Source organism: Cyclobacterium amurskyense (assembly GCF_001050135.1).
Lineage (GTDB): Bacteria > Bacteroidota > Bacteroidia > Cytophagales > Cyclobacteriaceae > Cyclobacterium > Cyclobacterium amurskyense.
The window spans coordinates 1,791,032-1,816,978 of sequence record NZ_CP012040.1; the positions used below are offsets into that span (position 1 = coordinate 1,791,032).

Genomic DNA, 25,947 nt, shown 5'->3' on the forward strand with positions numbered 1-25,947 from the left:
AAATATTTGTGTCTATTCTCATAAATCATCCAAAGTAGAATTGTTCAAATTATCGCAGCAATAATTAAGCCTTCGGGAGCTACAAAAATATGCCTAAGCAATATCCCAACCATGACAGGGAAAATAACCAAAGCTCCTAAGGCTCTTGTTAAAGGAAATAAAATTAATATACCACCTACAAGCTCTGCAAATCCGACCAAAGGCATGAGCCAGGCAATTTCCATAAAGGCTAAATTGTCTTTAACCAAGGCTTCTGGTAAATCGGGCGGAATGGGCATGTAATGGAAAAATTTATCCAGACCACCGTTGATTAGTAAAAGTCCCAAAAGAATAGACAATACGTTTAAAATTTCTTTTTCATAGTCATTCTTTGTTTTGATAATTAATCATCCAATTGATACCAAACTTGTCTGTAAAACTTCCGTAGTACGCTCCCCAAAACGTATCTTCAATAGGCATTTCAATTTGTCCACCTTCTGAAAGTGCATCAAAAAGACGTTTTGCCTCTTCACGAGAATCCGGTTCTAGATTAATATGCATATTGTTTCCCTTTGTTAATGTGAATCCCATTTCTTTTGGTGCGTCAGTCCCCATTAATATATGCCCACCAACTATTGGCAATTCAACGTGCAACACCATTTTTTTAACCGATTCAGCCATGGGTGGTTGATTTGAGTCTGCAGGTACTTCGTCAAAACGTTTGATACCATTAATAAAATCTGTTTTAAAAACTGATTTGTAGAAATTGAATGCTTCTTCAGTGTTACCCTGAAAATTTACATAAGTTGATACTCTTGCCATATTGTTTGATTTGTTTTGCTTGCGAAGTTTGAATTGTGCTTCAATGTACTGGTCAAGATTTTCCATAGCCATGGTGAAACCTTCTTTAAAGCCCATTTGGATAATCTTTTCTAAGTCTGAAAGGCTCTCGTATTTGGCGGTAATGGTTACTAGTGTTTTTTCTCCATTTTCATTGAACTCGTTTGTCCATTGTGTGCGGGGCATAGCTTGGTTAATTACTCCGTATTCATCACAGAATGCGTCCAAACCCGAAAACATTTTTTGATGTGCAATTTTGATGTAATCGTTTTTACACCAATGACATTCTTGTGGGTTTTTACTTTCGGCATTGAACATTTCATAAAGCCACAGTCCGCCTTCGCGAAAATCCATTGATTTCGTTCTGGTTTTATAGGGTTTAGGAGCCCACCATAGGTCAAGAATTTCAGGATTTGTCCAAGCTTCCCAAACCAATTCAAGGTTTGCGGCAAATTCACGTTCTATATTAACAGTGTTGTTTTCTTTATTGACTATGAAGTCAAATTTTAAGTTTGGGTTCATTTTCCTTTTGATTTTAATTGTTCTAAAACGGTATCCAATTGGTCAAAGCGTTTTGCCATTAACATTTTAAATTGTTCCAGCCATTTTTCCACGTCTTTCATTTTATCGGCATTTAGGTGATAATGAATTTCTCTGCCTTGTTGCTCCTGAGTAAGTATTTCACACTCTGTAAGTATTCGCAAATGTTTTGAAACAGCTTGCCTACTTGAATCAAAATGATCGGCTATGGCATTTGGTGTCAAAGCACCAACAGCCAAAAGCATAATAATGGCTCGTCTTGTTGGGTCTGCAATTGCTTGAAAAACGTCTCTACGCATATATTATATGGGTTTATAGACCATTACAACAATGCCGCAATCAAACTTTTGTACCTCATCAAGATTAAATTTTTGCATTTCGGACAACTCTTTAAAAATGGGCATTCCGTTTCCAATAGCAGCGGGGTTTACAAATAAATGTAATTCATCAATGAGTTTGTTTTTAATAAGTGAGGAAACAAACTCACCACCACCATAAGCAATAATGTCTTTTCCTGGCATATTCTTTAAATTGGTAATTTCTTCGACCAAGTCGCCCTTTGAAATTTCAGTATTTTCCCAAATTGATTTGTCAAGTGTTTTGGTAAATACAATTTTTTGTGTGGTAGCATACTTAACACCGCCTTCGTATTCAGGGTTGCTAGGGTCTTTGGCAACATTTGCCCAATGCGGAATAAAACCTTCTGCTAATTTTCTGCCTAAAACAATTGTATCCACAGGTTCAGTAATCTCTCGTACATAGTTTAAAATGTCATCTGTCCAGGGAAATTTCATCCAATCCATTTCTCCGTTTTGACCTGAAATAAAACCGTCTATGGTCATTTGGACTTGTAATTTTAATTTTCTCATATTCTATTTTATTTAAATCATGAAACCAATCAGTTGCAAATATATATGCAATCAATCGGTTTCTCAAATATTTTATTAAAAAAATGAATTATGTTGTGGATTTAGGATTTGAAAGGGGTCGGTTTTCAGTGACCGCTAACAACGAGTATCTAGTGTTGTTGTAAAACTGATGAAAACTGTATAAGCCAATCCCTTCGCTCCGTCTTTATTACAGAAATTTCAACACTACTACGGATTGGTCCGTCCCTGAACCAAACATCGCTAATCTGCCTCTAAGTTGATCTTATTGTGCGTTTCACTTTGCATCTTGATCCAGGTTCCCGAGTTCCGTAAATAAGCCCGAATAAAGGTTCCCGTAAATACGGGACAGGCTATGCCTCCTAAATGATCCCGAGGCATCGGGACCGTCCAGTCAATAAACAGGTAACCACTGAACTCAATAATGTTTGTCATACTTCAAACACTTTTGACAGAATGTAGCACTTTCTCAGCCTGCCCTGAGTATCAGGGACACTTCATCAGAGGTTCATTTGCATTCATCTCCTTTATCCTTACCTGACCACGCTCTTGACCTGGCCTTTTCCATAACGCTCAGAACCTTGACGCTGCCACCAAAGTACCTTATGGTGGTTTGATGCTCTCCCCCGTAGGACAACACCGGTGGGTCGGTTCCACCATCTTATAAACAGTTGCGTAACGATTTTCAGCCGTTCGTTACTCTCGGCACACGTATGCGTAGTGCGGGATTTCAAGGCGCTTCACTTTGGGCTTGCAGATAAGCTTATTTATTACTCTCATTTTTATCTTCGGCACTATCTCCCGCATTACGTATAGCCTTTTTTAGCATTCGTTTTAATTCTTTTTCTGTTGGTACTTTTCCTTTTAACTGTTTAGGGAGTTCGTGAGTTAGTTTGTATTCTGCAACTCCAATTGGTTTTATGTTCGTTCTTAAAGAGTATTCAACTTCTATATTGTCTTTGGTGGGGCATAGTATTATTCCAATGGAAGGGTTGTCGTCAGGTTGTTTTTCTTGTTCGTCCAACAGTTCGAGATAGAAATTCATTTTTCCTGCAAATTCAGGTTCAAATTCTACCGTTTTAAGTTCTATGGCTACCAAACATTTTAAAATTCGGTGGTAGAAAAGCAAGTCAATGAAATATTCTTTTTGGTTTAATCTTAGACGATATTGATTTCCAATAAAGCTGAAACCGTAACCAAGTTCCAATAGCAAATCTCTTATGTTTTCAATAAGGCGATTTTCTAATTCTCGTTCCAAAACGGGTTTGTTTATTCCAAGAAAATCAAGGTTGTATTCGCTTTTTAATGCTTCACTTGCTTGTTCTGATAAGTGAACAGGAAGCGCATTTTCAAAGTTGCACTGTTTTGGGTTTATCAAATGGTTTTGATAGGCATTTGCCTTGATTTGGTTTAACAGAACTGACCTACTCCAAGCCATTTTATCAGTTGCATTCAAATAATACTTTCGTTCTTCACGGCCTTTTACTTGGTGCATTATAAGCAAGTTCTGCCCCCACGGAATTTTGGCAGCCAATTCTAAAAGCTCTTGTTCGTCCTTATATTCAAGGTAAAACTGTCTCATTCGCCATAAATTCTGGGCAGAATAACCTTTTATCCCGTCAATTTGTTTGTTAATGTCTGTCGATAGCGTCTCGACAATTGATTTGCCCCAATTATTGACTTCTTGGTTTTTGACTATAAGTTTTCCGATTTCAAAATTCAATCCTGTATGGTGCTTGTTCAGCGATTTATAGGCTTCATATCTGGCAGAACTTATGGTCTGTAATATCTCATTGAAAAAGTTGTCGTATAGTTTTAAGTCGTTCATCTAATATTTCGCATTTCTCGCACACTTGTGATAGAAGACCAATTTACAAATTCTCGCACAGCTGTGCGAGAATTTGTAAGGTTATTACTTTTTATTCTTACTACTTGAAACTGCATTGTTTTTAATGAATGCTAACGGTTGGCAGCTACCCGAAGGGCGAGACATTTACCACGTAACTTGATTTGAAAAACTAAAATTCCATTAACCACAAAACGGTCTATGGAACATGAAATCACGCCTTTTGGGTAGGTGCTGTTAGCACCAGTATTACTTCTTGTTAGAAGGATACTCTGTACCAATTTTCTTCAAGTTTTTTGTTTACGTGTAAGCCCTTTTCCCAAGTCATTCTCTCTTCTAATTCTTTTATTTTATCTTCATCATCAGTATATACAAACGCAGAATAATGGTCTAGAAAACCCCTGTTTATATAAAATTCAACTGTCAATTTGTTTTCAACTGTCTTATGAATTGCAATTTCGTTTCCTCCATTTGAGATAGGAGGAATATTCCAATTGTCTAAAGTACAGATTATGTTGTTATGGCTTACATTAGGTCTTAGTTTGTCCGCCTTAATTAGTTCAATAATTTCATCTCGTGAGGTTTTTCTTAAATGCCAATCTAATTTTTCAATTAGGTCTTCACCGAAAAACAAGGTCAAACTACCAATTAAAATTGTCAGGACAACTCCAATTTTCTGAAATTTTGTTTCCTCTGATTTTGTATTTTTCAAGACTACCGTCAGTAGCCAAACTGTAAGTCCAAGCCCAATTACCAGGTAAGGCATTGCAATAAAGAAAGAAAATAATCCGAAGGTATAATAATAAATTAATGGTGCTTGGATAATTGCCATTATCAGGACGAAAATTGTCAGTATGTTATGTAATTTGGTCTTTGTCATAAAATGGGTGCGTAGAGTAGAGCCTGATAGCCTACTTTGTCAGTACCTCTAAAGATACTAATAACAAGTAAACTATCAGCACCCCCATCATCAAACCGTATCCTGTTAAATACCGGAAAGTTTTCCCTCATACGGCTTACCGATAGCCTTCTTTATTTGCTTTTCACATGAATCTACCCAGCATTTGGATAAACCATGAGCAAAATGAATCACCCCTATGACTCCTTTAGACCATTACACTTCACATTGCTGTTAATCCATGTAATGTTCCAAGGTTTGAGACCGTCAAAACTCTCCCCATCTAAAAGTACACTTATCGAAGCTACTATGGGTTCACGCTTATGCATTTTAGCTTGCACATTTGAGCATACCGAGCTTCAGCGAAACCCTCACGAGTGAAGCTCTTCAAAATGAACAGCAAATTATTTAGGTGGGATTTACACCTACTGCATTACCACAGCTTGGTGGCACACTAACATTTAAAAATATGAAACGGTTGGATATTCGGAGCGCGTTCGTATCCATCGAAAAAAAAGTTGATTTGAAAAACAAAAACCTCACAAACCACTGAACCCCAACTGTTTTATATTGTATGTTGTGCTGTCCTGCATTATTTGATCTTATCGATATCCTTTTTGTTAATATGCAGATAAGTTAAATAAACAATATCGTCAATTATCTGATAGAAAATAGTCGTTTGTTTACTCAACACTGCTTTTCTCAGTCCATTTTTTATTGTCGAAACAGGAAACATGTATGGATTTTGAACTATTAAATCAAGTTGATGGCTTAGTTTACTTTTAAAATTATCGACTTCTTTATCAGTCCATTTAAATTTGATATCATCAAGTATATCCTCCAGATTTTTAACAGATTCGTCTGACCATCGTAGCTTATAGCCCATACCTACTTTTTACTTCCTCGTGAGAAATTGTCCGACCGTTTTTAATATCATTTAATCCTCTCTCAATCCCCCGTTTTTGTAAGTCAGATAAATCATCCCACCAGTCATTATCATTAGATTTTGAGTCTTTCACAATTTTCAAATATTCAATTGTCTCACTGTCATCCAGCTTAGTAAGCCACTCAATAAGTTCTAATTTAATCGCTTCGTATCCCATGATTTATTTTTTATCTAAGTTACAAAATTTATCAATATAGTTCGTTTTTCCAGCATGCTGCAGTAGAGTAGAGCCTGATAGCCTACTTTGTCAGTACCTCTAAAGATACTAATAACAAGTAAAGAATCAGTAACCCTTCATCAAACCGTACACAGTTAAATACAGGGTACTTTTCCTTCTTACGGCTTACCGATAGCCTTGATTATTTGCTTTACACATGAATCTACCCTGCAGTTGTTAAATTCATATATTACTACGCCACCCCTTATGGCTTCGGTAGCATAGCTCATTGCACTTCACATTCCTGTTAATCCATATGATGTTCCACTAAAAATAAATCAAAAAACTATGCGGCTGGTATACAAGTGCTACTAAACAATCAATTCGTCCACTTTTTAATAATTTTAAAACCACCTAATTTCCTGAATTACCCAACAAAACCAATCCAATCCCCATAGAAGAAGCTACCGGAGGCTGAGTCCAATCCCGATCGATCGGGACTACAATGAACCGTAGCCTTAATCGCATCATTGTAGCTTAATTGTTGCCCATAGTTATTTTTATTTTTATATCGTATCAACTAATCTTTGTACGATATTTCCGTCCTTAATTACCCAAGTAATTTCATACGATCCTGCTCCGTCACCACAGTTGTGTTTTATAAAGAATGATTCTCCTTTCTGAAACATTTCGAATTTTTTACTGTCGGAACTCGAAAGTTCACCTTCTTTAAAGGAAACATTGTACAAATCTTCATAGAATACAGCGTCGGTTAACCTAATTTCACCTTTCCATTCAATTGACATTTTTGTGATTTGGTAAGAGTCTTTCAGCGGAATTTCTAGTCCATACTTAAGATTTTCTATTGGGATATTCTTGTTAGTATCAGCTTTGACTATTTTGAATGTGATTCTTACATTTTTCTCAAGCTCTTTTGAAAATTTATCAATCAGGTTAATGTCTATCTTTTTTACATAGCCTGTTTTGAAAAAGTCAATTTTTCCTGATTTACTTTTCGACATTTTATTCATTGGTATATCGACCATAATCCATTCAGAATTTGAAGCATCATATTCTGTGATAAGGAATACTTCATTCTCAATCATTGTATCAATAGGTGTCGAGGTTTCTACAGAGTCGATGTAAATTATCGCCTTTTCATTTGACGGAATGACTTCCTCCTGTTTTTGAGCAAACACATTTTGAACTAAAAGAGCACATAAAATCAGGAAGTAATTTTTCATTTTTTTTAAATTATGGGGTAGAGTAGAGCCTGATAGTCCACTTTATAAATACCTATAAAGATAATAATAAGAAGCAAACTATCAGCGCCCCCTTCATCAAACCGTACCCTGTTAATTACAGGGCAGGCTATGAAGTTTTCCCTCATACGGCTTACCGATAGCCTTCTTTATTTGCTTTTCACATGAATCTACCCAACATATGTATAATCCATGAGCTAAATGAATCACATCTGCTTTCTCTTCATATTTGAACAAACAAATAGCGACATTTAGAATCAACTACCTATAAATTCAGCCGAATAGGACTAAGCCAGTACTGAAAGTATCGATTCCATATTCGCTTCTCTAAAGTAGAGCCCCTTTCCTATTATGGTTTTTGTTCACACTGCAATCGTAGGTACTATGGGCTCCTCCGACTTCTCTTGTCCCCTTGCTGAACTTCGCTATGCTTATATCAGCCCGTTTATGGTTGCCAACTTTTGAAACAAGAGACCTCCCACAGCCTGCCCCGACTTTTCAATCGAGGTTCCGTAGTAGTCCATCTATAACCACGCCACCCCTATGACTCCGGTAGACCATTGCACTTCACATTGCTGTTAATCCATGCAACGTTCCAGGGTTTGAGACCGTCAAAACTCTCCCCATCTACAGATACACTTCTCGAAGCTACTATGGGTTCACCCTTATGCATTTTAGCTTGCACATTTGAGCATACCGAGCTTCAGCGAAACCCTCACGAGTGAAGCTCTTCAAAATGAAAAGCAAATTATTTAGGAGGGATTTACACCTACTGTATTACCACAGCTTGGTGGCACACCAACGGTCTAGTATAAGAATAGTAGCGGATTTTCACGCACTAACTTTTCGATTAAACACAGACCTTTTTTATATTTACTTACTTTGGTTTTAGCGATTAAACCGTTATTATTTTTATAATTGTTGTAGCCAGTTTTTCTATATTTATTCTCTTAAATAATCAAATAGGTTTTCTCCAAGTTCTATTCCATATTCAGAATTCGTAAAAACAACGAAACCCCAATCTTTTTCTGTATTTATTAAATACCAACAAGTAAATCCATCATTACTTCCGCTATGATAATAGGTGTTTTCGGGTTTTGTGCTATCAGAAGCGAATCCCAATGAATAAAAATATGTTATTCCGTTTTCAGCAGTAATTGTTGAATGTGGTTTAAAAAGTTCATCGTAACTACTTTTACTTAACTGTTCTTTATTCATCACAGCTATCATCCATTTTGAAAAATCAATTGGCTCTGTATGAATTGATGAAGCTGAAACAAAATTTCCTTTATCTTTTTTGTACCAATAATTCTTTTTCAAATCAATCCAATTATTATTCTTATCATATGGTTCTGCTTTTTTTTGTTCCAAATTTTCATTAGGAATAAATGAAGAATGTTCCATCTTTAGGGGTTTAGCAACCTTATGCTGAAATTTATTTTCTAAGTCAGTCCAATTTCCTCCATCAATTTCTTTCAAGACCAGAGCTAAATACTGATAACCTTCTCCAGAATATTCAAAATTAGTTCCCGGTTCAAACTTAATTTTTAATTTATTGTCTGGTTCGTTTTCTCTCCAATTTGGAAATCCAGAACGATGACTTAAAACCATTCGTGCAGTTATTTTTTTATACCTTTCATCATAAGCAATATCAGGATATTCTAAATATTTAAATAAAGGTTTGTCTAAATTTAATTTGCCTTCTTCAACATATTTCATTACAAAAAAAGAGAATACAGATTTTGATATAGAGGCACCTTCAAATATTGTATTTTCGGTAACTTTTAATTTTTTTTCAAAGTTGGCATACCCATAAGTTTGATGATGAACTACCTTTCCTTTATTGATAATAGCTAATGATGCTCCAGGAATTTTCAACTCCTCCATTTTTGTCTTGACATACGCATCTATTGAATCGTTAGAAATAATTATGCCTTGAAAATTTTCTATTTCTACTTTCTGTACAGACGAACAACTGGTAAGATGAATTAGAGTAAATACAAAAAATAGTAAACGAATTTTTCTGTATTCTAACATAATAAGGGTTTTCATTTTTAAACTCAATCTTTTTTTAAATTGGCTACAACAATAGGGTATCTACTGTTTGAAGAAGACAATATAAGGACTAGTAACGCTTATTCAAATTGATAGATACCTACTGTTGTATTGAGTTTTTCTTTGCCTTTGTAAAAACAGACGCTTCTCCTCCCGCTCCTGCGGGCATCTCTAAAGAAAAACGGAGTTGGACAAACTTTACCTATTTACCTGTTATCTATCAGGGTTTTATTTCCAGTTATGGATTTTTATGCTTGTATAAGAACCGTTGCTGGAAAGTTAGCAAACAAGCCAACTCCTCCATTGTAATTGTTTTTGATTTTTACCCCTTATCCCTTGACTTTCTGAAGGATAAGGGCTAACTTCAATCAAGTATTTGAGACGTTCTCGACACGTCTACAAGTGATCACCACTTGCACGGTCTCACCGCAAAGACTTGAAAGCCGGCTTACCGCCTTCAAAACAATTACAATTCCTCTCCCGCTAAAAACCCTGTAGATTAACCTAAAAGTTTGTCAAATTCAATACAACGGCCCTGGCTATGGCAAGTGCGGGATTTTGAAACCGAATCTTTGTCCGCCAGACCAAAAGTTGTTTAGTTGTAACATCTTCATTTTTAATCAGTCAGCCCGCATTTGCTATAGCCGATGTTGTGCGTTCGTACTTTTTATTTTTTCATTCCAATTGTCCTGATTCCAAGCTTCAATCCAATTGTCAGTTTCTTTTGTTCTAAAATTTTTCGGTTTTTCTCCGTAAAGTTCTTTCAGTTTTTTAGGGATTAGTGCATAATCAAAGTTCCAAAGTTTATTTTGGTCAGATACTCTAATTCCGTCAAAATCTTCTCCATCTTGAGCTTCGTCAGTAAAATAAACTCCCGTTTGGTTAAATTCAGTTGCCATTTCTTTCACGAGCTTTTTTACAAATCTGAAGGTCAATTCCTTATAATTTCCGTTTTGAAAATCACGTATTGTTCCTGTTTCTATCAGCAAATCGAAAGAAATCCAATTATTTTCAAAAGTTTTGTCAATCGCAGGCGTCCAAGCAAGTAAATTCGGTCGTACCTTAATTTCCGAAAAATCAGTTTTACGAAATCCGAAGTCAGAGTTTGAAAGGTAAACGAATCCGTTATCTTCTACTTTCCATTCTAATAAATCAAATTGTTTTTCAATTTCCGAATCCCATACTCCAATTCGTTCCAAAACTTTAGCGAATTTTTTGATTGATGGTTTTATGTCATTACCATTTAATTTTTCATATGTCTGTATGTTGCTTAATTCTGGCATTACGTTTTTTTCAGTATGACGCACAACGTTTTGGGTATGTAACGAATGGCTTGTCGGAGCGAATATCTGTCACCCGTTGCATAAAAACGAAATGCGAGCTGTAAATGAGCGTAAACCACTAGCTGCCATTTGTTATATACCTTTTGTTGCCACCAGTTATTATTTTGTTTTTTCTGTCAAATATTGATAGAAGAATGAATTTCTTAAATATGCTTTACAATCTTCATCGGTTTCAATATCTGAGTACAAGTTTATTTCATATTCAATTTCGAGAATTTTTAAATTAATGATGCCTCTCTCTTTTTCAAAAGATAGATTTTCAATACCGTTATCAATATCCAATTTCAGTTTTTCTAAATCATCAAATTCTGAACATATAGTTTCTGCCAATTCGTTTTCATCATTGCTTGTTGAAACTGTTGCCCAGCTCGGATACATAGATTTATAGTCATATTCTAAAGCTCGTTCAATCAATTTAGATACGGCATTCTTATTTTGTCCTAAATCGTTCAAAAATCTGTATTTCCAAAATGCCAAGTCGACTTTTTGGTAAATAAAAGAAGTCAGAGAAGTGGTTTCAAATGTAATTTCGTTATCTGCTTTTTCGACATAACTCAAACCTTTTTCAAATTCGCCTTTCTTGCCGTAGTAACTTGCTAATCTCATAGTAGCGTGATACCGATAGTTTTTATAAGGTTTTCCAATTTCGAAATTCTCATCTCTATCATTTAAGTCAGAATTCATGATTTTTTCATAGTATTTCAAAATACTCTCTTCATCGTCATTTTGAATATAGTAATATAGAATATTCCCAAGTGTTGTTCCGTAAGTTGATGATGGCTTGTCCGCTTTTTCTTCAATCTTTTTCCAGACTTTCAGAGCTTTCTTTTCTTTTCCATTTTGATATAATTCTATTCCTTCACCAATTTTTTCGTCAAGGTTTTTTTGAGCGAAAACTTGATTTGAAGACAGAATTAACATTAATAGCAGTATTATTCTCATAATTGGTGGCAACGTTTAGTGTATGGTGTCGTGGCTGACGATAGGAAGCCATGCACTATACACCGTGTTGTGCTTTCGTGTTTTTACTTTCCTCTATATCTAAAAAGGCAAATCATCATCTTCAGGTTCGTTTTCTTCTAATTTTTTAATCTGATCTTCGTCTTTAACTTGAACCTCCAAGTTTTCTAAGGATAGGTTGAACTGTTCATATATTTCTTCGATTGTTTCTTTAATTAGACCAAGTTTCTCAACATTAACTTCTTCACTAAAATCCTCAAATGAAGATTGAAGTTCTGTGTTTTTTGGAATAACCTGAATCAAGTAATCAATTACGGGTTTAAAGTTTACATCATTTAAAATAGGTACGGTTATTTTTCTAGTATCAATAGGTTCTCCAGAAAACTCAATTTCTAGATTATCACCAGCGAATTGATTCTTTACACTTATCATGAGTTAAGTAATTTTTTTACGTTGTACTTTCTAGAGCGCATATTAAAGATTGACTTTCCCCCATCGAGGTTATCAATTATTTGCTTCTGATATTTCTTTTTCTCCAAGACCAATTGTTTGTACGAAATTTGGCCTTTATCATTTTCAGCAAGTATTATACTCTCAGCATCTCCATAAACAACTATTGAAGGATTATGCGTTACCAAAATAATCTGCTTAGTAAATTTATACTCCCTAAGTAGATTGATAAGGTCTTCATTTTTAAAAGTATTACCCAGATTGTCCTCAGGTTGATCTATCATAACAAGTTTGCATTTGTCCTGTTGTAAAATTGTTTTTAAATACATTTCGGAATTAAATCCTGGTGATTTGTTTTTGGAATTGCCATTTCCTTTATAGTCTAAATATGTATTAGGAGAATCAAATTTGTTCAAAATGCCCTCAGATTCTCTTTTGAGTTTCTGAATTAGTCGTTGGTCTGTATATTTTGGGTAATCTTTTAGGTTGCTATTGTTCACTACCAAAGTCAGATAATTCTCATAAACTGTTTTATCTAAATTGCCGAAATTTATACAATTGATGACGGCCTCTTTTAAGTGAGTGTCATTTTCGATTTCTAGGACCAATGTGACAGTTTCTCCCACATGGATTTCTTCCTTCTCTTCACACTTATAGTCTTCAATCGTATTACAGGAACTATTAAAATCCATTGCCTCTTTAAATAAAGAGGAGCACGTAGTAGTTAAGGTGTTTTTTCTCTTAAACGCTTCCTTTTTTGCTCTGGAAGAAGATTCTAATGTGCTGTTTTTTTCTTCTATTATTCGGTCAACATTTTCAATGAAATTTTCGATTGATTCCTGTACCAATTTTTTTCTACGAATTAATTGCTGCTTCTGTTGTATCAGTTTTTTGAACTGTTCAATTGTTTTAATTTCAACTTCAGTTATCTCGAATATTTCATCAGATGAGAATCCATTTATATTAATAGATATGTCGCTAAGCAGTTTTTCTTTTTCTTCAAATTTTATTAATGTATTCGATGATTTGAATTCGTTAAAGTGATATTTGTCATTAAGCATGTTGTCAAAATCACCTTCATAAATAATGAAGTCTTTATGATAAACAGAATTAAATCGATCGAATCTATTTTTGAAAGACTCAAGTTCTGTTATTAAACCCATCTTTTGATTTTGAAGTTTTTCTTTAGCATTCAGAAGTTCTTCCTCCTTTCCTGAATCGTTAACCAATTCTTTTAAATCTCCTTTTTCAAAATATTTGACAATATCTCCTTGATTGATATATATAACTTCATCACCATTAAATGGAAGAGTTTGCTGGGGTATATGACCGTTGGAAGGTTTAATTAATACACTGTTATTGTCTTTTCTGTACTTTTCGAAACCATGTTTATTGTTTTCTATCTTTGACCCTAAGAGGTTAAATAATAGGCTTTTTCCAGAAGAGGCACCACCAATAATTACATTTAGGTTAGGACTGAATTCTAATTCTATATCATCTACTGTTTCAATACCTTTGATTGCTATAGTTGCGATATGTTTCTTAACATTTTTCAGTAAGTCAACATCTTGTTGCTTTCTTATTCGGGATTGAGGGTCAATGAAAGCAAATCTTAAGGTTTCAAATGTTGGCTCTCCCTTTAAACAATAAAATTCGTGAGGAGCACCATTTTTAGGTGTTGGATATATATCACAATTATGATTATCGGAAAAATTAATAAAAGCCTCATCTTGTTTATTTCGAAAATCTGGGTCTTTTAATTTATCAAACTCGGCTTGGTGTCTAAGCCTGTGCTTTTCTTTTACTTTCTCATGAGCACATTCCATCAACAAAACCATTTCTTGTGCTTTTTTAATGTCTGTTCCCTTATAAGCATCTACTATATTTTTATGGCCACCAGCATGAGGGATGTAGAAAAAATGATATGGGTGAAATAGCTCGAAAACTTCATCTTCGGTTAAGCACCTTTCTTTTGTATCGATGTTTTTGTCGGTGAAATGTTGCTCTATTATTTGAGATAATTCATGAGCCTTCTCAGTTGTATTTTCATCAAAGATTAAAAGTGTATGGTAGGTAAGAAAGGTGCTGTCGTCTTGTCTAACTTTGATATCAAATTCACATCCAATCAATAAAATCGGGTCTTCTTCTACTAGTGCATCATAGTAACTTTCGTAAGCTGAAGTATTAATTATGTTATGGTCAGTCAGAGAAAATAGTCTAACATCATTTTCGAGCAGTTTGGTTTTTAGGGTGTTAATATTAAACTGGCCATCATAATCATTCTGCTTAGTCCTATTGCTAAAATCAGTATGTATATGTAAGTCTACTTTAAACCAATCCGAATAGATCCTACTCATATTTCATTCGTTATTTTGTCTTTACTGATCAATGTCCCTTTACCGTACCCGCATGAAGCACAACAATAGGGTATCTACTGTTTGAAGAAGACAATATAAGGACTAGTTACGCTTATTCAAATTGATAGATACCTACTGTTGTATTGAGTTTTTCTTTGCCTTTGTAAAAACAGACGCTTCTCCTCCCGCTCCTGCGGGCATCTCTAAAGAAAAACGGAGTTGGACAAACTTTCCCGCTCAAATTATTATCTATCAGGGTTTTATTTCCAGTTATGGCTTTTTATGCTTGGATAAGAACCGTTGCTGGAAAGTTAGCAAACAAGCCAACTACTCCATTGTAATTGTTTTTGATTTTTACCCCTTATTCCTTGACTTTCTGAAGGATAAGGGCTAACTTCAATCAAGTCTTTGAGACGTTCTCGACACGTCTACAAGTGATCACCACTTGCACGGTCTCACCGCAAGACTTGAAAGCCGGCTTACCGCCTTCAAAACAATTACAATTCCTCTCCCGCTAAAAACCCTGTAGATTAACCTAAAAGTTTGTCAAATTCAATACAACAATTGTATAAAGCTATATTTTGCTGAAGAGTTGCGTATATATCTATTATACACCCCTAAACTAACTAAATACTTCTAAATAAAAAACCCTTTATGGCCTTTAAAAAGGGGTTTTTAGAAAAATGATAGGTTTAATATATATTTTGCTCTAACCGTTTCGTAACCGTTTACAAACATTTAACAAACGGAAAATGCCGGAAACCTTTATGTTCTCTTATATCCAAGTTTTACCCCCAAATAGTCAATTGCCTCTTGTAATCTCTTAACTGCTGATTTTATAGTGATTTCAACCTTGCATAAGAGAGCACAGAAAATCCTTTTTCTTGATCCGAGTTTAATTCAAAAACCCAATGCAAACCATCATTTTACCAAAATGCTTTACTTTCAACCTTCTCTCTTGTCAGTTTTTGGTCAAATGGATCAGTTAAAACTTAAAAAATACTGCCAAAAAGGCGGAAATTTCCGGCAAAAAGCTAATAATTATCAGTTAAAACCTAATAATTTCCACCTAAAAGGTGGAAGCTTGAATAAAAAAGCTGAAATCATCGAGTTCCGAAGTACCCCTCCCCACTTCTGAACCTCGAAAATTTGACCCTATCCAAAGACTTTTCCTGAAATTTTGTCATATATTCCAATTTTCACCTCGTTTTTTGTCAGTTTTTGGTCGAATTTTTCAGGTTTGAGGTGAAAAATATCAGTTCTGAACCGGAAAATTCCATAAAAAACATTCAAGCTTGTCAGTTTTAGGTGCCCCATACCTGTTTTAAGGTGGGTAATTGAGGTTTTAAACTCCAATGGGTAGGTTCTGAAGTACCCTATCCCAGTTCGGAAGTACCCTTGTTTGGCCCCTAGACTCAATATCTTTTTAACGTTCTTCGATCCCTACGACTTCGACAAGCTCAGTCTCCGGGAGTTAGGTAGGTTATTGACATTTTCGGTTCCTACAGCTTCGACAGGCTCAGCCTTCGGGAGAGGATTCTCCGGCACAACTGGTCCAAGTTTAACGTAGTGTAACTTGGACCTACAATGCTGAAAGTTTCCAACTTTCTTAAATAAATCCTGAATTCAATCCGGGTAGAAATAGTCGGGTGGTTTTTGACGTTCTTCGATTCCTACGGCTTCGACAGGCTCAGCCTCCGGGAGGGGACTCCTACAGCTTCGACAGGCTCAGCCTCTGGTTAACATATGAAAAAAACCGAACAGTATTGAATTGTTCGGTTTTTAGCATTTTCTGTCAATCAACCCCTAAATGGGGCACGCATTGGCTTTTCTTACCAGCTTCTGGCACCGCCCGGCCTTCTGCCTGGATATCCTCCTGGCCTTCCTCCACGATCATCAGCAGGAAGGTCTGATTTCTTGAACTTACCAATAATATAAGTAAAAGAAACCATGGCATAACGGGTCATTACATTTGAATAAACATCGGAAACGGATACATCAGATATGGTTCTTGACACACTGTTGTTTTGTTTTAGCAAGTCAAAAACATATACTTTAAGCTCTCCTTTGTTGTTTTTAAGGAAGCGATAACCTGCCTCTATGTTCCACAACCAAATCGATTGGTCAAAACCTTCTGCAAGCCCACTGTAAAGCACATGACTCACATTATTGGAGATAAAGGTTTTTCCATCATTCGGAGAATAATAAAACTTCAAATTACTGGTCTGGGTGTAGTAGTTGTTTTCCAAAGCAGTCTGGAGACTACTGTTTACGATAGAATAACTTCCCCTAGTGGTCAAGTTAAAATCTACATCCTTACTAATATTACTCGCAAAAGTAATGCCCTGACTAATATCTATACTCTCATTGATATTGGTTTGTCCATTGATGATCCCTGGCGTTCTGCTATAACTTACCCCTGGGTTAAGGTTAACCTTTGTTTTCCACTTCGGAATGCTGGTACCATAGTTCACAAAAAGTCGGGTACTCATTTGGCCGTTTAAGTTAACTGGAGTAGTAATTTGCCCACCTCTGCTTAGCAATACTTCATTGTTGATCAGGGTATCCTGAGGGGCTACAAATGTATTTGTACCTATATAGTTGTTGGTAAATGAACCCAATAAAAACATAAAGAAGGTCTTATTGGTCTCCATGTCAAACTTCGAGATATTGGCAAAAATACTATTGTTGTAACTTTGTCCAAGTGATGGATTACCTACAGACAGGTTCAAAGGATTGGTGTTGTCAATTACATTTTGCAACTGATTCACACTAGGTTCATTCGTTCTGGTTCTGTACCTGAATCGGAATCTAGTCCCTCCTTCGTTTTTATAGTTCATCGTCACTGTTGGCAGTATATTCTTAAAATCCTTGTTGAACACACCTTCAGTTGGAAATACGCTCACATTGTTAAGTTGTGCATATTGGTAGTCCACGTTCATATTAATATTCAGCCCTTCGTTATTATAGCGATAGCCCAAGCCCGTTTTTTGGGTAAGGAATTTGTTGTCAAATTCATTACTCAATGCGGTATCTAAAACCATAATACCCTGCTCATTGGCTAGCTGAAAGGTTTTTTGGTCGGCAGCACTTTTGTTATTTCCTATTTGATAAGAAGCTGTGGCGACTGATTTTTCGCTAATTGGCTCGGTATAGGTAATGTTGGCATTGTAATTAAATCCATCTGACAGCGCACTTGACTGCTGAACAAGGGTGTCAAAGGAATTTCTCACATAATCTTTGTTAGCCGAAATCAAATCTGTCAACTGATCTCTTTCGTTCCATGAAGTACTTAGATCTGTAGAGATGGTTCTACCTCTTTTATCGAATTTATACCTATAAGTCAGGTTATTTGAAATGGTATAGCCACTGGTTTCAATCCCAGTTTGATTTCTTGTATCACTTAGACTGTCCAGATTTTGGTCAAGGTTCAAACCTTCAAGGTTAGTAAAGCTTCTGTTGTCTTGAAAATTAATACTTGGCCTTATGATCAGTGCATTTTTGTCATTGATATCGTATTCAATTCTGGCATTTGCACGATGGTTATTGTTATTGATATTGCTGATCTGACTTTCCTGGTAAACCTGGCTATTGTCTTCAGAAATGACCGTTTGTCTATTGGTATTGTCCAAAATCGCGTTCTCAGTAGCGTTGAAAAAATAGCTTCCCGTAAAGTTGATTTTCTCTCCCCATTTGTCACTGTAATTTAGTCCAAGAGAATTGGTTGTTACGATCCCATTGTTTTGGGACACACCAAAATTGCCTCCGCCTTGACTACCTCTTCTTCGGCCTCCACCTACACCACCACTTACTCCCAGCATGTCATCTGAGGAGAAGTTTTGTTGGTTGACATTGTTGGCCATACCTATAATGGAAATTCTACGTGCCCCATTAAAGAAATTTATATTACCACCTACAGAATACCTGTCATCTGCTCCATAGCCACCGTATACTCTACCAAAATAGCTGTTACGCATGTTTCCTTTGGTGATAATGTTGATGGTTTTGGCATAGTTGCCGTCATCCAATCCGGTCAATCTGGATTGGTCAGATTTTTGGTCCAATACTTCTACACTTTCAATGGCATCTGCAGGCAAATTCTTAAGCGCAATAGATGGGTCACTACCAAAAAATTCTCTACCATCTACCAAGATCTTCTGAACGTCTTCGCCTTGGGCTTGAACTTTTCCATTTTCAATGGTCACACCGGGAAGTTTACCAATAAGATCTTCGGCCATGGCATTCTCCCTGGTTTTAAAGGCATTGGCATTGAACACTGCGGTGTCTCCTCTCATCTCACCCACCACATTTTCACCTTCTATGGTCACCTCGCCTAGCAACTGACTGTCTTCGCCTATGCTGATTTCACCAAGTTCCAAAGGCATTCCACGACGAAACTCTTTGATAACTTTTTCAAATCCCACATAGGTAATTTCCAGTTTAAAAACGGGAAGTCGAGGATAAGCAATAGAAAAACTACCATTTGCCCCGGTAGTGGTATTGCTGATAAGCGAATCCTGCTGGTTTCTAAGCAAGATATTGGCCCCAATCATGGGTTCCTGGGTCTTTTTGTCCACTACGGTTCCACTGATCATCGGTGGTCCCTGTCGGTTTTGCTGTGCCAAAAGCGGTGTAAATGCCATACTCAGGGCAAGAAGGGTAAGAAAAGTAAAAATCCTCATATTATATCTGTTTAAACATGAGGATTAGACCATGCCTTTTTCAAAAGGTTTAATGGGGCATGCAAAAATGTATAAAAGGAAATTTCACCTATCCAACGGCAAATTTAAGGGATTAATAGCCAACCAAATAACACCCTAGCCCTCCAAGGATTTAAAACCCTTGGAGGGCTAGAAAAAGTTAATATTTCTATTCCGCCAATGAAACAATCTCATCGTAGTTGATGCCCATATGGCTATTATTATAAACAGCCTTTCCATCTTTGACTACAATCACTTGTGGAGACGCATGTGTTACACCAAATTCCTCAGCAATCGCATTGGACAAGGCCCTATAGGACAAAAGGTCAAGATAATAAGGAGTGATTTTATCACTATCAGTAGCTTTCCAGTTTCTCTGCACCCTGTTCCAGGCCATACCACTTATCGAACAGCTGGTAGAATGCTTAAAAATAACAACCGGTTTTTCGTTGCTCTCTTCTTTGATTTTACTTATCTGAGCAACATCCTCTAATTTTATCCAACTCATAATTTCTATTGACTAATATTGATAAGGGTAACCAAAATAAAAGTGCTTAAAGTTCAAAGGACAGCGATTTTTTTTGATTTCTCCTATATTTCCCTTACCTCTGCATTTATTAATCCCAAAGCTTCACCCCAAATCTTTCCATTTAGACGTTAAAGTCAATATGCCAAGATACTCACTCATTATATTAGTCTTCCTTTTGACTGCTTACACAAGTTGCAGCAGTCTCAAATTGAATGGTCCAGAGGCGCAAGCCCCTCCACCAGCTTTACCTAAAGCAGAACTGTCCTTACACCTAGGTCTTGAAATTCCATTGTCTTTTGTACAGGGGAAAATAAATGAGAGCCTAACCGAAAAATTATTTAAGGAAGAAGGTCTGGAGCTCGGAAACGGGCTGTTTGCAGATGTAGATTTGAAAAAAAATGGTCTGCTTAGCCTATCAGCTACAGACGAAGGGAAATTGTTGGTCGGTCTTCCTGTGTTTTTGGATGGTAAAGTCAGACTGGAGAAAAAGATATTCGGACAAAAGATATCCTCTGCCATTCCCTTTCAGGAAAATCTCTCTCCACAAGTCAGTTTCATCCCTCAAATCAACAGTGACTACAGTTTCGGAATAGAGGAACTTGATATACTCTCTTGGGGCAAACCTCTTCAATATGACTTCCTAGGCTTTAACATTGACTTCGAACCTTTGGTCAAGCAGAAAATGATTGGAGTTATGGAAGATCAACTGAGATCAGGTTCATTAAAGTCAATAGACATAAAAAGCATTGCCAATGATTTTTGGTCCACTTTTGGAAAACCAAGGTACCTGGACAATGGCCTATCAGCAAGTTACCTGTATACCCAACCAGAGAAATTAGCCATTCATGATGAGTTTACCAAAGACCAGCAGCTAATCTTGAATATAGGTCTGGAAGGTGAAATTCTACGACAAAAAGAACGTCCTCTTGCCACTCAACTGTCCCCACTCCCTCCGGTTACGCAGGAAAAGGTAGAAGGAAATGACTTTAGCCTAACCCTTCCCATCTACGTCGGTTTTGAGGAAATGGCCGCCTACCTTGACGAAAAGTTGAAAGACAGTCTGATAACTGTAGAAAAGCAAACAAAGTTGCTACCTCAAAAATTTAGCCTGCGTCATTTTGGAGAAAGGACAATGATAACCATGGAGTTTATCGGCAAAAGAGTTGGAAAAAAAGACATCAATGGCACCTTTTACTTGGCAGGAAAGCCTGCATATGATGCAAATTCACAATCCATCGTACTGGAGAATGTAGATTTCAAACTGGTGACTAAAAGCTTTCTGGCCAATACCACCAACTGGATGAAGCGAAGAAAAGTGCTCAAGGCCATACAGAAAAAGGCTGTATTTCCAGTTGGAGACAACTTGGAAGGAGCAAAGGCTGAATTGTTGGAGAAAAGTCAAATGAAATTAAGTCTATTCAAACTTACATTACAATCTCCTGAAATTTTCATAGATGGGATATATCCCTCCACCACAGGCTTGGACATCTATGTGCGTACTTCAGCAGGAGTAAATGTAGAATGGAATCCCTAATCTTAGCCTTAGCTCAATAGGTCGCCGTAGGTTTTAATTCCTTTTTTCTCCGCCATTTTCAGGAGTTTTAATAAGAGCTGCGAGGTAAGCATGGCATCTCCGGCGGCCGTATGTCTATCATCCAAGGGGATTTTGTACCGCTCACATAGCTTGTCCAAAGAATAATCCTGTGAAGCGATGGCATGCGGATCATGGTATTTCCCATTTTCCAATCTGACCGCCAACTCGTAGGTATCCAAGCAAGGCTGCTTGATTTTCTTCAGGCCAAGTTTTTTTCCCACTTTTTCCAGCATGGCCAAGTCAAAGCCAAGGTGGTGCCCCACCAAAATTTTATTGGCGGCATCTTCAAGAAAACTTCTGATCAGTTGTTCCCGGCTTATATAAGGCCTTACTTGAATCAAACCATGGACTTTTACTGCTTCTTTGTTGCGTTTCTTTGGTCGCATGTAAAACTCTTTTGAGCTTGGGATTTTTATCCTGTTATTGGTCACATGCACCGATCCATAGGAAAGCACATAATCTTTCCGAACATCCAAACCAGTAGTTTCTGTATCCAAAACCAAGAAATCCAATTCGGAGATCGGTTTTGCCTTAGAAATCTTTTTTGTTAAAGTCTGCTCATAAGCCTTTATGTACCCAGGTTTGGGAAGCGATTGAAGCCCAAAAATAGATTTCCAGTCGACCATTATTTACCAAAATAATCCAGTTGAAATCTTACCCTCAATATTTTTTGTATTTCATCAATGGGAAAGAAAGCATTTTTCAACAATTGCCGCTGAAGCTTTCCCAAAGAGTCTGGCTTTATGAATCTACCTGAAGAAGAAGCAGACAATCCCTCCAAAGCCCTGAACCTCATGAATATTTCATAGGCCTTACCAGCATCTTTGTAAAGTTCAGCCTGGTTGGGTTCGAGTTCTGCCAGCTTTTCATAGCGCTTAAAAGTATTGTTGACTCCTACTACCTGATGGTTGAGCACAAGGACCCTGGCCGCATCAGCTAAAGGCATCATGGCCCTTAATTTAATGTCAAATTTCTCTGCATGTGCACCAGATTTCTCTACGATAAAATTTCTAAAGAACCCTAGTGGTGGCGGATTCAACAAAGCATTTTTAGCAAAGAAATTAAGAAAGATCTTCTCACTACTTATTTGCTCATACACATGTGCTGTCAGTGCCTCTGCCAGCGCTGCCTTTCCCGCAATGGCCCTGAAATCAAAGAATATAGAGGCCATCAAAAGGGATTGCTGGTCAGGTTTACTGATCCAATGACTGAAATAGCTTTTCCACTTTGACAAGGGTTGACACCATTCAGGATTGTTGGCCATCATCTCTGCGGGGCAGGAATGAAAGCCAGAGGCAAACAATATGTCCATCACATCCCTAGCAATAAGGTGCATAAACCTTCTTGTGTTTTCTTCCAGTGCCTCCGGAACATCCTCATAGACCATTGCATTGTCTATATCTGTACGCAACAATTGCTCCCCTCGGCCTTCAGATCCAAGTCCAAGGAAACAAAATGGCGTTTCACACACTTCCGGAAAATCTGCCGAATGCCTTGATTTGGCAATATGTATGGCCCGCTGTATAATGGTATCGTTGATCTCTGTGATAATGCCAGCAATAAAATCAATGGCCAGCTCATTTTCCAGGAAGTAGATCAACATTCCCTCTGCCTGATTTCTCAATTTGGCGATTTCATGTACATCACTGCTATCCTGCAATGCTTTGATCAATACTGCCGGACTGTTCCCCTGAGAAAGTAGAATGTCATGGTCAGAAATAATACCTATTAACTTGGACTGGTTCGTCCCATCTTCAGTAAAAACAAGGTGATGCAACCTGTTTTTTACCATGTTAAGGTAGATCTGTGAAAATTCAAGGTCTTTTTTCGCAGTAATGACCGGGTAACTCATGATTTTCTCTACAAGTGTATCATAGGGCAGCCCTTTTGCTATCAAGCGGTTTCTTAGGTCTTTGTCTGTAATGATCCCTTGTGGATGATTATTTTCATCCACGATAACGATAGAGCCCACTTTATCTGCACTCATTTTCCCTACGGCCTGAGCGATGGTCTCACCAATACGGCATTGAATTACCGGTTGGGAATAATTGATTGCAGCCTGGCCGGGAAAAAGCAAAAGGCCATTTTGGTGGGAATTGTTGACTAATAGGGAACGTACTTTCTGGGTTTGGGAGAGGTCTGAACGGACTACTACCTGACCCGAAGCAAAACCGGAAGCAAAATACAAACTTACCTGACTGTTTTCCAATAATATTTTATCAAAAATCCCAACTGGAACAGCCATAACAAGGCTGTTTTCATTGGCTTTGGCATTCAGTATATAAGGTCGCTTACCCAATAAGGCCAACACCCCAAATACATCACCTTCATCGCACAGCTCAATTGTTTGTTCTTCCCCATCTATAAAATCGGTCAATTTGACCGCTCCATCCTTGACTACAAAAAAATAATTTTTGGCTGGTTCTCCTTTCTGAAACAGAAACTCATCTTTTTCAAAATAAACCAGATCCACTTCTTTGGCCACTTGAGACAGGAGCTCAGGGGACAAAAAACTGAAGGGAGGAAATTTTTTCAGGAAATCAATAACCCTATTAACGATGACATTGCTCATATGGGAATTGGTCTGGGAAAAGTAAATGTAAGGCATGGATTTCCATACCTTACATTAATATATAAATTGCAGAAAAGCAAAGAGTTTACTCCTTCCTTCCGGCAATGATTTTATCTACTACATCCGGATCCAATAAAGTAGAGGTATCCCCTAAATTATCCATGGCTCCTTCAGCGACCTTTCTTAAAATTCTTCTCATTATTTTACCAGAACGTGTTTTAGGAAGTCCTGGAACGATTTGAATTTTATCAGGTTTAGCTATTGGCCCAATGATATTGGTAACAGATGCTTTGATCTCATTGGTGAGGTTTTCCTCTGTTCTATTGGACATGTCACAAATGACATAAGCATAAATACCCTGGCCTTTTACTTTGTGAGGATAACCTACAACAGCAGATTCCACTACCAAAGGATGTTCGTTGATGGCATTTTCTACCTCAGCAGTTCCCATTCTATGTCCAGAAACGTTGATTACATCATCTACACGTCCCAAGATACGGTAATACCCATCATGGTCTCTTTTTACTCCATCACCTGTAAAGTACATGCCTTTGTAAGCAGAAAAGTAAGTTTGTTTGCATCGCTCATGGTCTCCGTAAGTAGTACGGATCATTCCTGGCCATGGAAATTTAATGCAAAGGTTACCTTCCACTGAGTTTCCTTTTAGTTCTTTACCTTCTGGATCCATTATGGCCAGTTGAACTCCTGGCAATGGCAGCGTGGCAAATGCAGGTTTATTAGGGGTAATTCCCGCCAAAGGTGAAACCATTATTCCACCGGTTTCGGTTTGCCACCAGGTATCCACTATAGGGCATCTGGTCTTACCAATATGCGTATGGTACCAATGCCATGCTTCTTCGTTGATAGGCTCTCCTACAGAACCCAGTACTTTGAGAGAGTCAAGTTTATAAGGTGCTATTGGATCTGTACCATGTACCTGCAATGCACGGATGGCTGTAGGTGCTGTATAAAATTGATTGACTTTATATTTGTCGATTATTTCCCAGAATCTTCCCGGATTTGGATAAGTAGGAACACCTTCAAACATTATGGTAGTGGCTCCAGTCAATAAAGGACCATATACGATATACGAATGTCCGGTAATCCATCCTACGTCAGCCGTACACCAGTAAACATCTCCCGGAGTATATTGAAAGACATTTTCAAAGGTATACTTGGAGTAGATCATATAACCACCACAGGTATGAACCACACCCTTAGGTTTTCCTGTAGAACCGGAAGTATAAAGAATGAATAGTTCATCCTCACTGTCCATTTCAACAGCCTCATGGCTTTTGCTTTTTCCTTCAATGACTTCATGCCACCAAAAGTCTCTGCCTTCTTTCATGGTAACTTCCTGACCTGTTCTTTGGTAAACAATCATTGTTTTCACCAGGTCAGTATTTTCCAGAGCCTCATCTACTACAGATTTCACAGGAATTTTCTTATTGCCTCTGAAATTTCCATCTGAAGTAAGCACCACCTTGGCTTTACAATCTTCAATTCTATCGGCCAATGCATTGCTGGAGAATCCTGCAAACACTACAGAGTGGACTGCACCCACACGAGCACAGGCAAGCATAGCGATGGCTGCCTCAGGTACCATGGGCATATAGATGATGACTTTATCTCCTTTTTCTACACCTTTCTCTACCAAGACATTAGAAAAACGACATACTTCTTCATACAATTCCATGTAGGTAAGTATTCTGTTCGGATCTCCTGGTTCATTGGGTTCCCAGATTATAGCAGGCTTGTCACCCATGGTGTAAAGGTGCCTTTCTAAGATGTTTTCGGTAATGTTAAGCTTACCGTTTAAAAACCATTTTACATCAGGTCCTTCAAAATTCCAATCAAGGGTCTTGTCCCAGCGTTTTTTCCAATGAAATGAATCTGCTATTTTGGCCCAAAAATTTTCAGGGTCTGCAACACTTTTTTGGTATTCATGGAAATAACCACTTAGCGTATGAATTCTATCGCTCATATTATCGATATTTTAGGTTGTATTAATGTAAAGTTAATTAAATACGCA

The 25,947-nt window shown here is 37.2% G+C and carries 23 protein-coding genes; 3 read left to right on the forward strand and 20 right to left on the reverse strand.

What is annotated here, in order from left to right:
* Positions 1–44 precede the first annotated feature (44 nt).
* The 11 genes from CA2015_RS07230 to CA2015_RS07275 form a co-directional block, all read right to left on the reverse strand.
* Complete coding sequence (locus tag CA2015_RS07230; RefSeq protein ID WP_394332064.1) at positions 45–383, reverse strand: DoxX family membrane protein; 339 nt, start codon at positions 381–383, stop codon at positions 45–47.
* Entirely contained in the window at positions 364–1,341 is a 978-nt protein-coding gene (locus tag CA2015_RS07235; RefSeq protein ID WP_048641303.1) for an SRPBCC domain-containing protein, read from the reverse strand. Before CA2015_RS07235 ends, CA2015_RS07230 begins: the two co-directional genes overlap by 20 nt.
* Positions 1,338–1,658, reverse strand: a complete 321-nt coding sequence (locus tag CA2015_RS07240; protein WP_048641304.1) for an ArsR/SmtB family transcription factor — start codon at positions 1,656–1,658, stop codon at positions 1,338–1,340. The genes CA2015_RS07235 and CA2015_RS07240 overlap by 4 nt, the downstream gene beginning before the upstream one ends.
* A gap of 3 nt (positions 1,659–1,661) precedes the next feature.
* Entirely contained in the window at positions 1,662–2,228 is a 567-nt protein-coding gene (locus CA2015_RS07245; protein WP_048641305.1) for a dihydrofolate reductase family protein, read from the reverse strand.
* A 261-nt stretch (positions 2,229–2,489) separates the two neighbouring features.
* Positions 2,490–2,681, reverse strand: a complete 192-nt coding sequence (locus CA2015_RS24800; RefSeq protein WP_157470363.1) for a hypothetical protein — start codon at positions 2,679–2,681, stop codon at positions 2,490–2,492.
* A 328-nt stretch (positions 2,682–3,009) separates the two neighbouring features.
* On the reverse strand, positions 3,010–4,074 hold the full coding sequence (locus CA2015_RS07250) for a PDDEXK nuclease domain-containing protein (RefSeq protein WP_048641306.1): 1,065 nt from the start codon (positions 4,072–4,074) through the stop codon (positions 3,010–3,012).
* A 277-nt stretch (positions 4,075–4,351) separates the two neighbouring features.
* Complete coding sequence (locus CA2015_RS07255; protein WP_048641307.1) at positions 4,352–4,972, reverse strand: hypothetical protein; 621 nt, start codon at positions 4,970–4,972, stop codon at positions 4,352–4,354.
* A gap of 610 nt (positions 4,973–5,582) precedes the next feature.
* Positions 5,583–5,876 (reverse strand): type II toxin-antitoxin system RelE/ParE family toxin, encoded by a 294-nt coding sequence (locus CA2015_RS07260; protein ID WP_048641308.1) that lies wholly within the window; start codon positions 5,874–5,876, stop codon positions 5,583–5,585.
* The gene (locus CA2015_RS07265) at positions 5,866–6,093 is read right to left on the reverse strand and encodes a hypothetical protein (protein WP_048641309.1); all 228 of its coding nucleotides are present in this window, start codon (positions 6,091–6,093) and stop codon (positions 5,866–5,868) included. Before CA2015_RS07265 ends, CA2015_RS07260 begins: the two co-directional genes overlap by 11 nt.
* A 566-nt stretch (positions 6,094–6,659) precedes the next feature.
* Entirely contained in the window at positions 6,660–7,337 is a 678-nt protein-coding gene (locus tag CA2015_RS07270) for a hypothetical protein (protein WP_048641310.1), read from the reverse strand.
* A 960-nt stretch (positions 7,338–8,297) separates the two neighbouring features.
* On the reverse strand, positions 8,298–9,407 hold the full coding sequence (locus tag CA2015_RS07275; protein WP_048641311.1) for a serine hydrolase domain-containing protein: 1,110 nt from the start codon (positions 9,405–9,407) through the stop codon (positions 8,298–8,300).
* Between the two features lie 92 nt (positions 9,408–9,499).
* Here CA2015_RS07275 and CA2015_RS24805 point away from each other — a divergent pair, with 92 nt between their 5' ends.
* A complete protein-coding gene (locus CA2015_RS24805; RefSeq protein ID WP_157470366.1) occupies positions 9,500–9,772 on the forward strand; it encodes a hypothetical protein in 273 nt (90 codons plus the stop codon).
* A gap of 276 nt (positions 9,773–10,048) precedes the next feature.
* Here the strand turns inward: CA2015_RS24805 and CA2015_RS07280 are convergent, their stop codons facing one another.
* From CA2015_RS07280 to CA2015_RS07295, 4 genes are all read right to left on the reverse strand, one after another.
* Positions 10,049–10,693: a hypothetical protein gene (locus tag CA2015_RS07280; protein ID WP_048641312.1), complete on the reverse strand. Its 645-nt coding sequence runs from the start codon at positions 10,691–10,693 to the stop codon at positions 10,049–10,051.
* Between the two features lie 159 nt (positions 10,694–10,852).
* Positions 10,853–11,695 (reverse strand): hypothetical protein, encoded by an 843-nt coding sequence (locus tag CA2015_RS07285; protein ID WP_157470368.1) that lies wholly within the window; start codon positions 11,693–11,695, stop codon positions 10,853–10,855.
* Positions 11,696–11,794: 99 nt separating this feature from the next.
* Positions 11,795–12,145 carry a hypothetical protein gene (locus CA2015_RS07290; RefSeq protein ID WP_048641314.1) on the reverse strand — a complete coding sequence of 117 codons (351 nt, stop codon included), beginning with the start codon at positions 12,143–12,145 and terminating at the stop codon, positions 11,795–11,797.
* Positions 12,142–14,520, reverse strand: a complete 2,379-nt coding sequence (locus CA2015_RS07295) for a PHP domain-containing protein (protein WP_048641315.1) — start codon at positions 14,518–14,520, stop codon at positions 12,142–12,144. Before CA2015_RS07295 ends, CA2015_RS07290 begins: the two co-directional genes overlap by 4 nt.
* A 121-nt stretch (positions 14,521–14,641) precedes the next feature.
* Between CA2015_RS07295 and CA2015_RS07300 the strand changes: the two genes are divergently transcribed.
* The gene (locus CA2015_RS07300; RefSeq protein WP_048641316.1) at positions 14,642–14,914 is read left to right on the forward strand and encodes a hypothetical protein; all 273 of its coding nucleotides are present in this window, start codon (positions 14,642–14,644) and stop codon (positions 14,912–14,914) included.
* A 1,438-nt stretch (positions 14,915–16,352) separates the two neighbouring features.
* On the opposite strand, the gene CA2015_RS07315 is transcribed toward CA2015_RS07300, so the two are convergent.
* Together CA2015_RS07315 and ytxJ are read right to left on the reverse strand one after the other, a co-directional pair.
* Positions 16,353–19,202 (reverse strand): outer membrane beta-barrel protein, encoded by a 2,850-nt coding sequence (locus CA2015_RS07315; protein ID WP_048641319.1) that lies wholly within the window; start codon positions 19,200–19,202, stop codon positions 16,353–16,355.
* Between the two features lie 187 nt (positions 19,203–19,389).
* Positions 19,390–19,728: a bacillithiol system redox-active protein YtxJ gene (gene ytxJ, locus CA2015_RS07320; protein WP_048641320.1), complete on the reverse strand. Its 339-nt coding sequence runs from the start codon at positions 19,726–19,728 to the stop codon at positions 19,390–19,392.
* Between the two features lie 160 nt (positions 19,729–19,888).
* Here ytxJ and CA2015_RS07325 point away from each other — a divergent pair, with 160 nt between their 5' ends.
* Positions 19,889–21,283, forward strand: coding sequence for a DUF4403 family protein (locus tag CA2015_RS07325; RefSeq protein WP_084011688.1), 1,395 nt, complete (start codon positions 19,889–19,891; stop codon positions 21,281–21,283).
* A gap of 8 nt (positions 21,284–21,291) precedes the next feature.
* Here the strand turns inward: CA2015_RS07325 and CA2015_RS07330 are convergent, their stop codons facing one another.
* The 3 genes from CA2015_RS07330 to acs all read right to left on the reverse strand — a co-directional run bounded on the left by CA2015_RS07330 (position 21,292) and on the right by acs (position 25,899).
* Complete coding sequence (locus CA2015_RS07330; protein ID WP_048641322.1) at positions 21,292–21,969, reverse strand: 3'-5' exonuclease; 678 nt, start codon at positions 21,967–21,969, stop codon at positions 21,292–21,294.
* Entirely contained in the window at positions 21,969–23,915 is a 1,947-nt protein-coding gene (locus CA2015_RS07335; RefSeq protein WP_048644409.1) for a DUF294 nucleotidyltransferase-like domain-containing protein, read from the reverse strand. Before CA2015_RS07335 ends, CA2015_RS07330 begins: the two co-directional genes overlap by 1 nt.
* 85 nt (positions 23,916–24,000) lie before the next feature.
* On the reverse strand, positions 24,001–25,899 hold the full coding sequence (gene acs, locus CA2015_RS07340; protein ID WP_048641323.1) for an acetate--CoA ligase: 1,899 nt from the start codon (positions 25,897–25,899) through the stop codon (positions 24,001–24,003).
* Positions 25,900–25,947: the final 48 nt, after the last annotated feature.

Bases quoted from the DNA above. Each gene is read 5' to 3' on its own strand.
- CA2015_RS07315 (WP_048641319.1), bottom strand. From the start codon at position 19,202: ATGAGGATTTTTACTTTTCTTACCCTTCTTGCCCTGAGTATGGCATTT.
- CA2015_RS07325 (WP_084011688.1), top strand. From the start codon at position 19,889: ATGCCAAGATACTCACTCATTATATTAGTCTTCCTTTTGACTGCTTAC.
- acs (WP_048641323.1), bottom strand. From the start codon at position 25,899: ATGAGCGATAGAATTCATACGCTAAGTGGTTATTTCCATGAATACCAA.
- CA2015_RS07245 (WP_048641305.1), bottom strand. From the start codon at position 2,228: ATGAGAAAATTAAAATTACAAGTCCAAATGACCATAGACGGTTTTATT.
- CA2015_RS07295 (WP_048641315.1), bottom strand. From the start codon at position 14,520: ATGAGTAGGATCTATTCGGATTGGTTTAAAGTAGACTTACATATACAT.
- CA2015_RS07235 (WP_048641303.1), bottom strand. From the start codon at position 1,341: ATGAACCCAAACTTAAAATTTGACTTCATAGTCAATAAAGAAAACAAC.
- CA2015_RS07240 (WP_048641304.1), bottom strand. From the start codon at position 1,658: ATGCGTAGAGACGTTTTTCAAGCAATTGCAGACCCAACAAGACGAGCC.
- CA2015_RS07330 (WP_048641322.1), bottom strand. From the start codon at position 21,969: ATGGTCGACTGGAAATCTATTTTTGGGCTTCAATCGCTTCCCAAACCT.
- CA2015_RS24800 (WP_157470363.1), bottom strand. From the start codon at position 2,681: ATGACAAACATTATTGAGTTCAGTGGTTACCTGTTTATTGACTGGACG.
- CA2015_RS07285 (WP_157470368.1), bottom strand. From the start codon at position 11,695: ATGAGAATAATACTGCTATTAATGTTAATTCTGTCTTCAAATCAAGTT.
- CA2015_RS07265 (WP_048641309.1), bottom strand. From the start codon at position 6,093: ATGGGATACGAAGCGATTAAATTAGAACTTATTGAGTGGCTTACTAAG.
- CA2015_RS07280 (WP_048641312.1), bottom strand. From the start codon at position 10,693: ATGCCAGAATTAAGCAACATACAGACATATGAAAAATTAAATGGTAAT.
- CA2015_RS07335 (WP_048644409.1), bottom strand. From the start codon at position 23,915: ATGAGCAATGTCATCGTTAATAGGGTTATTGATTTCCTGAAAAAATTT.
- CA2015_RS07255 (WP_048641307.1), bottom strand. From the start codon at position 4,972: ATGACAAAGACCAAATTACATAACATACTGACAATTTTCGTCCTGATA.
- CA2015_RS07260 (WP_048641308.1), bottom strand. From the start codon at position 5,876: ATGGGCTATAAGCTACGATGGTCAGACGAATCTGTTAAAAATCTGGAG.
- CA2015_RS07250 (WP_048641306.1), bottom strand. From the start codon at position 4,074: ATGAACGACTTAAAACTATACGACAACTTTTTCAATGAGATATTACAG.
- CA2015_RS07275 (WP_048641311.1), bottom strand. From the start codon at position 9,407: ATGAAAACCCTTATTATGTTAGAATACAGAAAAATTCGTTTACTATTT.
- ytxJ (WP_048641320.1), bottom strand. From the start codon at position 19,728: ATGAGTTGGATAAAATTAGAGGATGTTGCTCAGATAAGTAAAATCAAA.
- CA2015_RS07290 (WP_048641314.1), bottom strand. From the start codon at position 12,145: ATGATAAGTGTAAAGAATCAATTCGCTGGTGATAATCTAGAAATTGAG.
- CA2015_RS07270 (WP_048641310.1), bottom strand. From the start codon at position 7,337: ATGAAAAATTACTTCCTGATTTTATGTGCTCTTTTAGTTCAAAATGTG.